Source organism: Mycetocola sp. TRD_SC_2 (genome assembly GCF_055361225.1).
Genome location: NZ_CM143954.1, coordinates 2,132,304 through 2,145,799, shown reverse-complemented (window position 1 = coordinate 2,145,799; position 13,496 = coordinate 2,132,304). Strand labels below are relative to the sequence as shown.

Here is a 13,496-nt window from a genome sequence, read left to right as displayed (position 1 = left end):
CGTCTCTGCCCGTTCGCGTCTTCGCCCGTTCGCATCCATGGAGAAGAAATCCTATGAGCATCGTCACCCTCACCGACGTGGTGAAGTCATACCCGCCAGCCCAAAAGGGCGGCGCTCCCGTCGTCGCCATCGATTCAGTGAGCCTCGACGTTGGGAAAGGTGATGTCTACGGGATCATCGGCTACTCAGGGGCGGGGAAGTCCACCCTCGTCCGTCTCGTGAATGCACTGGAGAAGACGACCTCCGGAAGCATCGTGGTCGACGGTCGCGAGATCACCACGCTCCCGGAAAGTGAACTCCGCGCCGTTCGCGGCGACATCGGCATGATCTTCCAGCAGTTCAATCTGTTCAACTCCAAGACCGTTGCGAAGAACATCGCTTACCCGCTCGAAGTCGCGGGTCGGCCGAGGGCCGAGGTTCGCGCGCGGGTCGCCGAAATGCTCGACTTCGTCGGGCTGAGCGACAAGGCAAGGAACTACCCGGACCAGCTCTCGGGCGGCCAGAAACAGCGCGTGGGCATCGCACGGGCCCTCGCAACGTCGCCGTCGATCCTCCTCGCCGATGAAGCCACGAGCGCCCTCGACCCGGAGACCACCGGGGAGGTGCTCGCACTGCTCGAGCGGGTGAACCGCGAACTCGGCGTCACGATCATCCTCATCACCCACGAGATGGACGTGATCCGCAGCCTCGCGACGAAGGTCGCCGTGATGGACAGCGGGCGCATCGTCGAACGCGGTGACGTCTTCGACGTGTTCTCGAACCCGCAGAATGCGGCATCCGCCCGGTTCGTCCAGACCGTGGTGCAGGGCATACCCACCAGAGCCGAAGTCGATGCGCTTCGTGCCCGCCACGACGGCCGCATCGTCACGTTCTCTTTCCGTGACGGTGACAGCTCACAAGCCCAGGTCTTCCTCGACCTCGCAGCAGCCGGCGTCGGGTTCGAACTCGTCTACGGCGGCATCAACGACATCCGCGGGCGGGCCTTCGGCCACCTCACACTCGCACTCACCGGTACGGATGCCGCGATCGACAGTGTCATCGCGCGCATCTCCGAACGCTCTCTCGTCACGGAGGCCAACTGACATGGACCGGCTCCTCGAACTGCTGCCCGAACTGGGCGAAGCCACCGTTGAAACGCTCTACATCGTCGTCATCTCTCTCTTCTTCGGGGGGATCGGCGGTTTGCTCCTCGGCCTCGCGCTGTACACCACGCGGGCTGGGAGCCTTTTCGAGAACCGGGCGGCTTTCACCCTGCTGAACATTCTCGTGAACATCTTCCGGCCGATCCCGTTCATCATCTTCATCGCGGCGGTTCAGCCCCTCGCGCGTCTGGTGCTCGGAATCGGAATCGGAAACAGCGCGCTCATCTTCGCGATATCCCTCGGCGCGACGTTCGGAATCAGCCGCATCGTCGAACAAAACCTGCTGACTGTTTCTCCGGGCGTCATCGAAGCAGCACGGGCGGCGGGCGCGGGGCCGTTCCGCATCATCCGGACTGTCATCCTGCCCGAAGCGCTCGGTCCGCTGATCCTCGGTTATACCTTCGTGTTCGTCGCGATTGTCGATATGTCGGCGGTCGGTGGCTTCATCGGCGGCGGCGGAATCGGTAACTTCGCCATCCTCTTCGGTTACCGCCAGTACAACCCGGTGGTGACCTGGGCGGCGGTGCTCGTGATCATCCTGTTGGTCCAGCTCGTGCAATTCTCGGGCAACGCGCTGGCCCGCAAAATCCTGCGGCGGTAGACGGAATCCGGCCTCCCCGCGTTGCGTGGGAAGCCGGTTGCGCGACTACCATGGGTGGATTCCGACCGCAGAGAACGTGGAGACCATGTCTGCAGGCACCGATAAAACCCCCCTTTCAGAATCACCCGACGAACCGGCGAGCCGAAAAGTACGCCGGATCCTGGACGAGCTGACCGAAGCGAATACGACGGTTCACCCGGCGCTGATCCCGGGGATCGGCGTCGAAGACACGGGGCGCAAGTTCTCCACCAACTGGTGGGTCTTCGCGATCGCCGCGGCGTTCGTCGCTGGGTTCGTCGTCTGGGGAGCGCTTGACTCCGATGGGTTGAGCGCGGCCTCGAGCGCCTCGCTCTCGTGGGTATCGACGAACTTCGGCTGGTTGTTCTCCCTGCTGACGATCGCCGTCTTCGCCTTCATGATGGTCGTCGGCTATTCACACACCGGGCATATCCGCCTGGGCGCTGACGATGAAAAACCCGAGTACTCCTTCGTCTCCTGGGTCGCGATGCTCTTCAGCGCCGGAATGGGAATCGGCCTGCTGTTCTTCGGACCGTACGAACCGTTCGAGTACTTCATGAACGTGCCGTTCGGATTCGAGGTCGAACCGGGCAGCCGCGATGCGATGCACAGCGCGATGGCCCAGACGATGTTCCACTGGGGCCCCATGGCGTGGGCGTACTACGCCCTTGTCGGCGGCGCGATCGCCTACTCCGCGTACCGTCGCGGCCGTTCGCCCCTCATCTCCGCGATCTTCGACCCGATCTTCAGCCAGCGTACCAAGGGCGTCTTCGGTGCGATCATCGACATCTTCGCGATCATCGTCACCCTTTTTGGCACGGCTGTCTCACTCGGGATCGGCGCGCTCCAGATCGGCAGGGGAATCGAGGTTGTCGCCGGGATCGGCGAACTCGCGAACGGGATCATCGTCGGCATCATGGCCGTGCTCACCGTCGCTTTCATCATCTCCGCCGTCTCGGGAATCAAGCGCGGCATCCGGGCCCTGTCGAACGCGAACATGGTCCTCGCCCTGAGCCTCGGTTTGTTCGTGTTCATCACCGGTCCGACGTTGTTCCTCCTCAACTTCATCCCTGCCGCCGGCGTCACGTTCTTCGAAGAGCTCGGCACGATGCTGCAGCGGTCGGGTGCAGAAGGCGGCGACGCTGCGGCGTTCATGGAGACCTGGACGACCTATTACTGGGCATGGTGGGTGTCGTGGACACCCTTCGTCGGCATGTTCGTCGCGAAGATCTCGCGAGGGCGGACGCTTCGGGAGTTCGTGACCGTCGTCATCATCGTGCCCTCGTTCGTCTGCCTGATCTGGTTCGGGATCTTCGGTGGAACCTCCATGTGGCTCGAGCAGACGAACGGGGCGATCTCCGCTGCCGAAGAGAGCCAGGACATCCTCTTCGTCGTGCTCTCCGAGTTGCCGTTCGGTGCGATCACGTCGCTGATCGCGATGCTCTCGATCGTCATTTTCTTCATCACGAGCGCGGATTCAGCGTCGATCGTGATGGGATCGATGTCGCAGCGCGGGAAGCCGGCGCCTTCACACTGGGTGACGATCGTCTGGGGCTTGTCGCTGACAGGGATCGCGCTGACGCTCCTCCTGGCGGGCGGCTCAGGTTCGCTCAATGCGCTGCAGGCACTGGTCACTGTTTCGGCGCTGCCGTTCGCATTCGTGTTGATTCTCATGATGGTCGCCTGGTGGAAGGACCTGCGGACCGACCCGTACATGATCCGGCACCGATTCGCGCGCGTCGCGATCTCCGAGGGCGTGCGCGCCGGTATCGAGGAACACGGTGACGACTTCGTCTTCGCGGCCGGCGCCGTCGCGCCGGAACACGGAGCGGGCGCGTGGCTCGACACCGAGGACCCGGCGCTGTCTGAATGGTACGAGGACGCACGCACCGGAGCGATCGACACCATCGATGTCGACGCGGAGATCGCGCCGGGCTCGATCTCGAAAAAAGGTCCTGAGGACCCGAGCCGCACTGCATCGGGTGACGCGGCGACGACCGCCGAACCGAGGCAGGGCACCGAAAGCGGCGACGACAAACCCTGAGTGCGGTCAGCTCTGATCGAAACCCATGCTCAGCTTGCGGAGCAGCGACGCGAGTCGTTGCTGGTCGGCGGGCGACAGCGCTGCGAGCATGTCGGCTTCGGCGTCGACGAGCCGCGTGATCGCTGCGTCAACCCGCGTCAGCCCGGTCGCCGTCATGACGACGAGGATGCCGCGACCGTCACCCGGGTCCGCCTTGCGTTCAACGAGACCGGATGCCACGAGGCGGTCGATCCTGTTGGTCATCGTCCCGCTCGAGACAAGAGTCTGCTGGAGGAGTTGCTTCGGGCTCAGGGTGTAGGGGTCGCCTGCCCGGCGGAGTGCACTGAGAACGTCGAATTCCCACGACTCCAGTTTTGAGCGGGTGAAGGCGGTGCGACGCGCCCGATCGAGGTGCCGTGTCAGTCGTCCGACCCGCGAGAGAACCTGCAGCGGAGCGAAACTGAGATCGGGGCGCTCGCGCTGCCAGGCCTCGACGATTCGGTCGACTTCGTCGTTGTCTTCGGGCATGCGTCCATTATGGCGGCGAAGCGGCGGCGCGACGTGCGGTCACTATCTGGCAGACTTGACTACTGCACGCGAGTGCGGTCCGCCTTAGTGTAATGGCAGCACGGCAACCTTTGGAGTTGTTCGGTCCAGGTTCGAGTCCTGGAGGCGGAGCGGAACGAGACGGCTTCGAGCCGCGTCGTACTTCATGCGGGCTTCATGCCCGAGCACACTTCCTGGGGAGAACCGTGACAGACAACAACCTTGCCATCGTGATCCTGGCCGCCGGCCAGGGCACACGGATGAAGTCAGCGACTCCGAAGCTGCTCCACCCGATCGCCGGGGTTCCGCTCGTCGGCCATGTGCTCGCAACCGCGCGGGCTCTCGACGCCGCGCACGTCGTCGCGGTCGTGCGCCACGAACGCGATCGTCTGGTCGAGGTCATCTCCGCCGAGCTGCCCGACAGCATCATCGTCGATCAGGATGAGATCCCCGGCACGGGCCGCGCGGTCGAGCAGGCTGTCGACGCGCTTCCGCAGGACTTCGACGGCGACGTCCTCGTCGTCAACGGCGACGTTCCCCTGCTCGACGCCGAGACGCTGTCATCGCTCGTCGCGCGACACCGGGAGGCCAGGACGGCGGCGACACTGCTCTCCGCTTTCCTCGACGACGCCACCGGTTATGGCCGCATCATCCGTTCCGACAGCGGCGGGCTCGACCGGATCGTCGAGCAGAAGGATGCCACTGAAGAAGAGCGTGCCGTCCGGGAGATCAACGCGGGGGTCTACCTCTTCACCCTCGGCGCGCTGCGGGCCGAGCTCTCGCACCTCACGACGAACAACGCGCAGGGAGAGAAGTACCTGACCGACATGGTCGGGTTGCTCCGAGCCAGCGGGGGAGCGGTCGACGCCGTTCCCGTGGCCGAAGCCTGGCTCGTCGAGGGCGTCAACGACCGTGCGCAGCTCAGCGTCCAGGCCGCACGGCTCAACGCGCTCATCGTCCGCGGCTGGCAGATGGCCGGGGTCACCGTCGTCGATCCCGCTTCGACCTGGATCGACCTCAAAGCGACCCTCGCTCCTGACGTGACGGTGAAGCCCGGAACCCAGATTCTCGGCGCCTCAGCGATCGAGACCGGGGCCATCATCGGACCAGACACCACGCTTGTCGACTGCGAGGTCGGTGCCGGTGCCGAGGTGAAGCGCACAGACGCAACCCTCGCGGTGATCGGTGCCGGAGCATCCGTTGGCCCGTTCTCGTACCTGCGACCGGGAACCATCCTGGGGGCTGACGGCAAGATCGGAGCGTTCGTCGAGACGAAGAACGCGAAAATCGGAACCGGGAGCAAGGTCCCGCACCTGTCGTACGTCGGTGACGCCGAGATCGGCGAACAGTCGAACATCGGCGCCGGCAGCATCTTCGCCAACTACGACGGTGTGAAGAAGCACTCATCGGTTGTCGGCTCCCACGTACGCACCGGTTCACACGGCGTCTTCGTCGCTCCGGTTACAATTGGCGACGGGGCGTACACCGGAGCAGGAACCGTCGTCCGCAAGGATGTACCGGCCGGAGCGCTGGCGATCAACGTCGCCCCACAGCGAAACATGGATGGCTGGACCGAGTCCCGTCGACCAGGCACGCCGGCAGCAGAAGCTGTTGCCCGGGCCCGCAACACTTCCCACGAAGAAAACTAAGCACCAACGCCGATCAGATCGGCAGGAAGCAGGGCTCGTGTCGGGCATCAAAAGCAGCGGAGTAAAACGACTGGTCCTCGTCTCTGGACGAGCGCATCCGCAACTGGCCGTCGACATCGCTGCGGAGCTCGGATCCGAGCTCGTTCCAACCGACGCCCGCACCTTCGCGAACGGCGAGCTGTACGCACGGTTCGACGAGAGCGTTCGTGGCTGCGATGCCTTCGTGATCCAGTCGCACACCGCCCCCATCAACGAGTGGCTGATGGAACAGCTGATCATGGTCGACGCGTTGAAGCGCGCGTCGGCGAAGCGCATCACTGTCGTTGCGCCGTTCTATCCCTATGCCCGCCAGGACAAAAAGGGCCGCGGCCGCGAGCCGATCTCGGCCCGCCTCGTCGCCGACCTGTTCAAGGTTGCCGGCGCCGACCGGATCATGTCTGTCGACCTCCACGCCGCACAGATCCAGGGCTTCTTCGACGGGCCCGTCGACCACTTGTTCGCGATGCCTGTTCTCCTCAACCACTTCCGCGAGAAGCTCGACACCGAGACCCTCACCATTGTGTCTCCCGACATGGGGCGGGTTCGGGTCGCCGACATCTGGAGTGACAAGCTCGGCGTACCGTTGGCGATCATCCACAAGCGGCGTGACCCGCTCGTGCCGAACCAGGTCTCCGTGCACGAGATCGTCGGCCAGGTCGAGGGCCGGGTGTGCCTTCTCGTCGACGACCTCATCGACACCGGGCGCACCATTGTTCGCGCCGCTGAAGCGCTCAAGGCGGCCGGGGCGCTCGGCGTCATCGTCGCGGCCACCCACGCCGTCTTCAGCGATCCCGCTACGGAGATCCTCCAGAGCGACTTCATCGACTCTGTCGTGGTCACCGACACGCTTCCGATCCCGGAGGAGAAACGCTTCCCGAGCCTCACCGTGCTGCCGATCGCGCCGCTTCTGGGCCGCGCCATCCGCGAGGTCTTCGAGGACGGCTCTGTAACGAGCATGTTCGACGGAGCTGCATAAGGCGGATGCCGCCGGGCAGGGGAGAGGGCGGAATATCCCGACTATCCCGCCCTCGAAGGTCCTCCGGAATATCCCGTCGTCCGGGTACTCTCACTAGCACCTAAGCGGGGTAACTCGGGGGAGAACCTTGTATTGCTGAGCCTAGGTTTCCGGCGTCCCCCTGTACAGGGGCTTGACAGTTTCTCGCCTTGTGATCTCGCTCGGTCGACCCGTCAGCTGGAGAAGTTACCGGGCTCTGCACCGGCGATCCGGGTGCTCTGCTCGATCAGCTCGTCCTCCGAAATGGCGATGCCGGCATCAGCAAACCTCTGGCGGAGAGCCTCGAGAACGTCAGCCTGATCGTGGCCGGCGAGGTCTGCTTCTTCCTGGATCAGGATGCCGGCGACTTTGTCGTCGAGCGGCTGGGGGTGCTGATCTTCGATCGGTGCATCCTGCGTGTTGTCGGTCATGGGATTCTCCTCGCGGTCGGTGTTCCCATTGTCTCGCGCGGGGCACCGCCCACCTATGGACCTTGCACTTTGCCCGCTGGGTCAGTAGAGGAAGACCGCGAGCCAGTCCCGGTTGTGCGAGTGAAGCAGAACGAGGAACAGCACGAGGTCGAACAGGAGGTGCACGCTGACGATGTACGACAGCGATTTGGTCTGCTTGAAGATCCAGCCCTGCACGAGTGCGAACGGGAAGATGAGGAACGGTCCCCAGGAGTGGAAGCCCAGTTCCCAGAGGAACGAGGTGAAGAGGACCGCCTGGAGAAGGTTGGCTTGCCAGTCGGGGAAGTGCCTGCGCAACAGCGTGAAACAGGTACAGATGAAGAACAGTTCATCCCAGATACCGAGCGCGTTCGTTCCCAGGAACAGCCGCGCGATCGAGCCGGGATCGGACGCCGCCGGCCAGTTCTCGTAGACACCGGTCGGGATCATGTAGACCGGCAGGAGGAACCAGCCGAGCACGAGCACAGCGATGAGGTACCACAGCTCGACGCGCGTCCAGCGCTGGCCGGTCAGCACAGGGAAGCGGATGGCGTGATCGCGGTAGAGGTAGCGCGACGCGAGGTAGGGGACCAGGACGGCCGCGGCGAGGGCGATGCCCATCACGATCATGTGATCCCACGAGATGTCGGTGTTGATCTCGACGAGGCTGATGATGATGAGGCCCGCGGCGATGAGCGCCAGGTCCTTGGCGAGAGCCCGGTTGACGACGAAGGCGGCGATCAACGCAGCGGCGAGGACCACATAGCCGCCTGGGCGCCAGTGAAGGCCGAACAACAAGAGCCCGGATGCTGCAATCAAAACGCCGGGCAGGAGGTTCCAGCTGAGCGCACTGTGAGTCGTCGGTGCGCTCTGGGGCAACTTCGTCGTCATGGGACCTTCCGGGTTGGGAGCGTTCGAATTCGAGCGTAGCGTGCCGGATGCGCGAAACGCCCTGTCGGCCACTCCGGGGAGCAGCCGACAGGGCGTCGACGGATCAGTGGCTGTCTGTGGCCTGGATTTCGCTGCGGTCGCCAGACCAGAGGGTGTGGAACGTTCCCTCGGCATCGACGCGCTTGTAGGTGTGAGCACCGAAGAAGTCGCGCTGGCCCTGGACGAGTGCCGCCGGCAGACGATCGGCGCGCAGTCCGTCGTAGTACGACAACGACGAGGAGAACGCGGGCGCGGGGATGCCGGACTGGGCGGATGCGACGACGACGCGACGCCAGGCATCCTGCGCCCCCGCCATCGCCTCGGCGAAGTACGGAGCGGTGAGGAGGAGCTTGAGGTCGGGAACTTCGCTGTATGACTCGGCGATGCGGTTGAGGAACTGCGCGCGGATGATGCAGCCGCCGCGCCAGATCTTCGACACGGCGCCGAGGTCGATGTTCCAGCCGTGCTCGTCAGCACCGGCCGCGATGGCGTCGAAGCCCTGCGAGTACGCGACGATCTTCGACGCGTACAGGGCGAGCCTGACGTCCTCGATGAAGGCATCGTGGTCGTCGACGGTCCACGCGTCGCTCGGTCCGGGAAGGTCGGATGCCGCCTCCCGCTGCTCGGGGTGCGACGACAGGCCACGGGCGAACACTGCTTCGGCGATACCGGAGACGGGGACGCCGAGGTTGAGCGCGGTCTGCACGGTCCAGACGCCGGTGCCCTTGGAGCCGGCCTGGTCGACGATGACGTCCACGAGCGGCTTGCCCGTCTTCGCGTCGACCTGCCGGAGGACCTCCGCGGTGATTTCGATGAGGTAGCTCTCGAGCTCTCCCTGGTTCCATTCGGCGAAGACGTCGGCGATCTCGGCGGGGGACTTGCCCGTGCCGCGGCGGATGAGGTCGTATGCCTCGGCGATCAGCTGCATGTCGGCGTATTCGATGCCGTTGTGGATCATCTTGACGAAGTGGCCGGCGCCGTCGGTGCCGACGTGGGTGACACAGGGCTCGCCCTCGGCGATCGCGGCAATTGAGGACAGGATCGGACCGAGGGTCTCGTACGCTTCAGCGGAACCGCCCGGCATGATCGACGGGCCCTTGAGTGCGCCTTCTTCGCCGCCGGAAATTCCGGCGCCGACGAAGTTGATGCCGGTCTCACGAACGGCCTTCTCTCGGCGGATGGTGTCGGTGAAGAGCGCGTTGCCGCCGTCGACGATGATGTCGCCCGGCTCGAAGAGCTGGGTCAGCTGGTCGATGACCGCGTCTGTGCCCTTGCCGGCCTGGACCATGATGATCGCCGTGCGTGGCTTCTGCAGCGACGCGACGAAGTCTTCGATCTTCTCGGATGCGATGAAGCCCGCTTCGGGGTGCTCGCTGAGAAGGGTGTTCGTCTTCTCGACGGAGCGGTTGTACACCGCCACGGTGTTTCCTTCGCGGCTGGCGAGGTTGCGGGCGAGGTTGGAGCCCATCACCGCCAGACCGACGACGCCGATGTTGGCCTGGGCCGTTGTGGTTTGGGTCATGGGAATCTCCTCTTGTGGTTCGCGGTCAATAGTTCGGATGGTCCTCGAGAAGAGGAGGGATGCGATGGGGCGCTGACGCGGACTCCGAGTACACGCTAGCAAAACGGGCGAGCGCGTTCCGGCACATGACGCCGGGCAGGATCGCCGGGACCGTCGGGATGGCGTGCGCTACCGTTGACCGGAGCCAACCGAAGACGGCGAGCATCGCCGGGAGGATCGTGACATGTCGAGCGAGGACGTAGCCGAAGACAACGGGGCGCCTCGAAAAGCTCCTGCGCCACGGCGCTCGCCGTGAGGAACGGGCGAGCGGATGCTCCCGCTCCCGTCCGGATCGTTCACATCGGCCTCGGCTCCTTCCACCGCGCGCACCAGGTCCGGTACACAGCTCATGCGTCGGACGCGTCGGACGCGTCGGACGCGTCCGACTGGAGAATCGCCGCGTTCACCGGGCGGAACGCCACGGCAGCCGAAGAACTGGCGTCCCAGGTCGGGCTGTACACCCTTGTTGAGCGATCAGCCGACGGTGACGTCGCCTCGGTCATCACGAACATCGTCGAGGCTGTTGACGGCGCAAACCTTGCCAGGTTCGTCGAGCTTCTCGCCGCGCCCTCGACAGCGCTCGTGACGACGACCATCGACGAATTCAGTCACCATAGCGACGTTCACCTGCCAGGCACCAAGTAATCCACCCTCCACGATCAAGGAATCATCATGAAAATCGAGAAGGCCGAAGTCATCGTCACGAGTCCCGACCGGAACTTCGTCACGCTGAAGCTCACTACCGAGGACGGACTCACCGGCCTTGGCGACGCAACCCTCAATGGGCGCGAACTGTCTGTGGTCGCGTACCTGAAGGAGCACGTGGTTCCCCTGTTGATCGGCCGTGAGGCCCACAACATCGAGGACACCTGGCAGTTCCTGTACCGCAGTGCATACTGGCGTCGCGGCCCGGTCACGATGGCGGCGATCGCCGCCGTCGACGTCGCCCTCTGGGACATCAAGGCCAAGGCAGCGGGGATGCCGCTGTACCAGCTCCTCGGCGGGGCATCACGCACGGGTCTCATGGCCTACGGTCACGCCTCCGGCAAGACTCTTCCCGAGCTGTTCGACAGCGTGCGCGAGCACCAGGAGCAGGGGTACAAGTCGATCCGCATCCAGACCGGGGTGCCCGGACTGAAGTCGATCTACGGCATCGCCTCCAATGCCACCTACGAAGCGAACACCGGCGTCCGTTACGACCACGAACCCGCCCAGCGCGGTGCCCTGCCCAACGAAGAGGACTGGGACACCCGCAGCTACCTGCGTCACGTGCCCACGGTGTTCGAGGCGGTCCGCAACGAATTCGGCCCTGAGATCCCGCTGCTCCACGACGGCCACCATCGGATGACCCCGATCCAGGCCGCGAAGCTCGGCAAGTCGCTCGAGCCATACGACCTGTTCTGGCTCGAGGACTGCACGCCGGCCGAGAACCCCGAGGCGCTGCGGCTCGTCCGCCAGCACACCACGACGCCGCTCGCGATCGGGGAGATCTTCAACACGGTGTGGGACTACCAACAGATCATCCGTGAGCAGCTCATCGACTACGTGCGCAGCGCGGTCACGCACACCGGCGGAATCTCGCACCTCAAGAAGGTGCTCGACTATGCAGCCCAGTACCAGATCAAGTCGGGAATGCACGGTCCGACCGACATCTCGCCCGTCGGCATGGCCGCCGCGATGCACCTCGGCATGGCCATCCACAACTTCGGCATTCAGGAGTACATGCAGCACGGCGAGAAGACCAACAGTGTCTTCGAGCAGTCCTTCACCTGGAACGACGGCATGCTGCACCCGGGCAACAAGCCGGGCATCGGCGTGGAGCTCAACGTCGACGAAGCGGGCAAATACCCGTATGAAACCGCCTATCTGCCGTACAACCGGCTCGCGGACGGCACCGTTCACGACTGGTGACTGGAAGAATCGACGCATGACAACGAACAGCGGAACCTCCGAGGGCATCCAGATCATCGTGATGGGTGTGTCCGGATCGGGCAAGAGCACGATCGGGGCGCTCATCGCCGGTGCCCTCGGGGTTCCGTTCGTCGACGGTGATTCGCTGCACCCGCAATCCAACATCGAGAAGATGGCGGGCGGTCAGCCGCTGAACGACGACGACCGCTGGCCGTGGCTCGCAACCGTCGGGCGCACCCTTACGGATGCCGGTCGGCGGGGGACGGGGATGGTCATCGCCTGTTCAGCGCTGCGGCGCTCCTATCGGGAGGCCATCCTCGAGACAGCTCCGAAAACCCGGTTTGTGCATCTCGCCGGTGCCCGTGAGGTACTCGCCACCCGGGTCGAAGGGCGCAGCGACCACTTCATGCCGACCACGCTCCTGGACTCGCAGTTCGCAACGCTCGAGCCGCTCGGCGACGACGAACCGGGCATCGTCATCAACATCGACCAGACTGTCCCGGCCATCGTTGCCGAGGCCGCGGCGGCACTGACGGAGTCCTCGAGCGCCTGACTTCGGCCTCAGCGAGAGACGGGCTCCGACTGCCCGAGGGTTGCCAGCTCGCTCCGGCGGGGAAGACCTTCCCAATCGCCTTCGGACAGGCAGGCATACGCGCCCGCTGCGACAGCGGTACCGAGCCGTGCCTCCATGTCAGCGCCGGTGAGGTAATCGGCGAGATAACCCGCGACGAAGGCGTCGCCGGCCCCGACCGTGTCGACGGGGTCGATTCGAACGGCCTCGCGGGCGTACTCGTGCCCGTCGGCAACGGCGACAGCGCCGCGCGCACCGAGCTTGATGATGGCCTCGGTCGCACCGAGGTCGATGAGCCCCTGAGCGAGTTGGGTCGGCGTTCCCGCGGGAACAGCGAGGGAAGCCTCATCGTCTCCGGCGAAAACGACATCGACGAGGGGGAGGATCCTGCGATACGCGTCGCCCGCGGCATCCGCTGACCACAGCTTGGAACGGAAGTTGAGGTCGAATGACACGGGCACACCCACGTCGTTGGCCACCCTGGCCGCCTCGAAGACGACGTCGGACATGCCATCGGACAGCGCGAGCGAGATCCCGGTCAAGTGGAGGAGCGATGCGTTCTGGATGAGGTCGAAGTCGATATCGGTTACCGCCAGTCGTGACCCCGCGTGCCCGGACCGGTAGTACCAGACCCGCGTGTCCGTCCCCGTGCGCCGCTCCTTCACCATCAGCGCGGTCGGCGCTGAGGAGTCCCGCACGGCGAGAACCCGGACTCCTTCGGCACGGATCTCTCGCTCGACGAGATCGCCGAGGGCGTCGGAGCCGACCTTGCCGATCCAGGTGACGTCGATACCCAGCCGCCGCAGGCCGATGGCGACGTTGCTCTCCGCCCCACCGATTCCCAGGTCGAGTGACGCGTTGTGCTGCAGAGGCCCGAACCGCGGCGTCGACATCAGCGCCATAGTTTCGCCGATGGTGACCACGCCGGTTACCGGGGCGGGGATCGGACTGCTGGTCGTGGATACCATGAAATACGTGTCCTTCGAGAAGCGGAGTGTCCCTAAACCCTAGGGCCAGCGCCGGCTGGGCACCCTTCCGATCCCGTCGCATCCGCCCGCGAGA

At 64.8% G+C, this 13,496-nt stretch carries 13 protein-coding genes and 1 tRNA gene; 9 read left to right on the top strand and 5 right to left on the bottom strand.

All coding sequences use genetic code 11. The features are described 5' to 3' along the window. Positions 1 to 53: 53 nt before the first annotated feature. The 3 genes from ACWA1Q_RS10290 (at position 54) to ACWA1Q_RS10280 (ending at position 3,805) form a co-directional block, all read left to right on the top strand. The gene (locus tag ACWA1Q_RS10290) at positions 54 to 1,082 is read left to right on the top strand and encodes a methionine ABC transporter ATP-binding protein (protein ID WP_463757149.1); all 1,029 of its coding nucleotides are present in this window, start codon (positions 54 to 56) and stop codon (positions 1,080 to 1,082) included. 1 nt (position 1,083) lies between these two features. After that, positions 1,084 to 1,743, top strand: a complete 660-nt coding sequence (locus tag ACWA1Q_RS10285) for a methionine ABC transporter permease (RefSeq protein WP_463757147.1) — start codon at positions 1,084 to 1,086, stop codon at positions 1,741 to 1,743. Positions 1,744 to 1,828: 85 nt separating this feature from the next. Continuing rightward, positions 1,829 to 3,805 (top strand): BCCT family transporter, encoded by a 1,977-nt coding sequence (locus tag ACWA1Q_RS10280; RefSeq protein ID WP_463757145.1) that lies wholly within the window; start codon positions 1,829 to 1,831, stop codon positions 3,803 to 3,805. Between the two features lie 6 nt (positions 3,806 to 3,811). Here ACWA1Q_RS10280 and ACWA1Q_RS10275 read toward each other — a convergent pair whose 3' ends face one another. Beyond that, on the bottom strand, positions 3,812 to 4,312 hold the full coding sequence (locus ACWA1Q_RS10275; protein ID WP_463757143.1) for a MarR family winged helix-turn-helix transcriptional regulator: 501 nt from the start codon (positions 4,310 to 4,312) through the stop codon (positions 3,812 to 3,814). A gap of 78 nt (positions 4,313 to 4,390) precedes the next feature. Between ACWA1Q_RS10275 and ACWA1Q_RS10270 the strand changes: the two genes are divergently transcribed. The 3 genes from ACWA1Q_RS10270 (at position 4,391) to ACWA1Q_RS10260 (ending at position 6,994) form a co-directional block, all read left to right on the top strand. Then, positions 4,391 to 4,462: transfer RNA gene (locus ACWA1Q_RS10270), tRNA-Gln, on the top strand. Positions 4,463 to 4,536: 74 nt separating this feature from the next. After that, positions 4,537 to 5,979, top strand: a complete 1,443-nt coding sequence (gene glmU, locus ACWA1Q_RS10265) for a bifunctional UDP-N-acetylglucosamine diphosphorylase/glucosamine-1-phosphate N-acetyltransferase GlmU (protein ID WP_463757141.1) — start codon at positions 4,537 to 4,539, stop codon at positions 5,977 to 5,979. 37 nt (positions 5,980 to 6,016) lie between these two features. After that, positions 6,017 to 6,994, top strand: coding sequence for a ribose-phosphate diphosphokinase (locus ACWA1Q_RS10260; RefSeq protein WP_463757140.1), 978 nt, complete (start codon positions 6,017 to 6,019; stop codon positions 6,992 to 6,994). A 212-nt stretch (positions 6,995 to 7,206) separates the two neighbouring features. Here the strand turns inward: ACWA1Q_RS10260 and ACWA1Q_RS10255 are convergent, their stop codons facing one another. The 3 genes from ACWA1Q_RS10255 to gndA form a co-directional block, all read right to left on the bottom strand. Next, positions 7,207 to 7,443 (bottom strand): hypothetical protein, encoded by a 237-nt coding sequence (locus ACWA1Q_RS10255; RefSeq protein ID WP_463757138.1) that lies wholly within the window; start codon positions 7,441 to 7,443, stop codon positions 7,207 to 7,209. 81 nt (positions 7,444 to 7,524) lie between these two features. Further along, the gene (locus tag ACWA1Q_RS10250; protein WP_463757136.1) at positions 7,525 to 8,352 is read right to left on the bottom strand and encodes a CPBP family glutamic-type intramembrane protease; all 828 of its coding nucleotides are present in this window, start codon (positions 8,350 to 8,352) and stop codon (positions 7,525 to 7,527) included. A gap of 103 nt (positions 8,353 to 8,455) precedes the next feature. Then, positions 8,456 to 9,913, bottom strand: a complete 1,458-nt coding sequence (gndA, locus tag ACWA1Q_RS10245) for an NADP-dependent phosphogluconate dehydrogenase (protein WP_463757134.1) — start codon at positions 9,911 to 9,913, stop codon at positions 8,456 to 8,458. 291 nt (positions 9,914 to 10,204) lie between these two features. On the opposite strand from gndA, the gene ACWA1Q_RS10240 reads away from it, so the two are divergent. From ACWA1Q_RS10240 to ACWA1Q_RS10230, 3 genes are read left to right on the top strand one after another with little or no spacing between them, the layout of a single operon-like run. Further along, on the top strand, positions 10,205 to 10,597 hold the full coding sequence (locus ACWA1Q_RS10240; protein WP_463757133.1) for a mannitol dehydrogenase family protein: 393 nt from the start codon (positions 10,205 to 10,207) through the stop codon (positions 10,595 to 10,597). Positions 10,598 to 10,624: 27 nt separating this feature from the next. Further along, positions 10,625 to 11,863, top strand: a complete 1,239-nt coding sequence (manD, locus tag ACWA1Q_RS10235) for a D-mannonate dehydratase ManD (RefSeq protein ID WP_463757131.1) — start codon at positions 10,625 to 10,627, stop codon at positions 11,861 to 11,863. 16 nt (positions 11,864 to 11,879) lie between these two features. After that, positions 11,880 to 12,416: a gluconokinase gene (locus ACWA1Q_RS10230; protein ID WP_463757129.1), complete on the top strand. Its 537-nt coding sequence runs from the start codon at positions 11,880 to 11,882 to the stop codon at positions 12,414 to 12,416. 8 nt (positions 12,417 to 12,424) lie between these two features. Here ACWA1Q_RS10230 and ACWA1Q_RS10225 read toward each other — a convergent pair whose 3' ends face one another. Then, entirely contained in the window at positions 12,425 to 13,402 is a 978-nt protein-coding gene (locus ACWA1Q_RS10225) for a sugar kinase (protein WP_463757128.1), read from the bottom strand. Between the last annotated feature and the right edge of the window lie 94 nt (positions 13,403 to 13,496).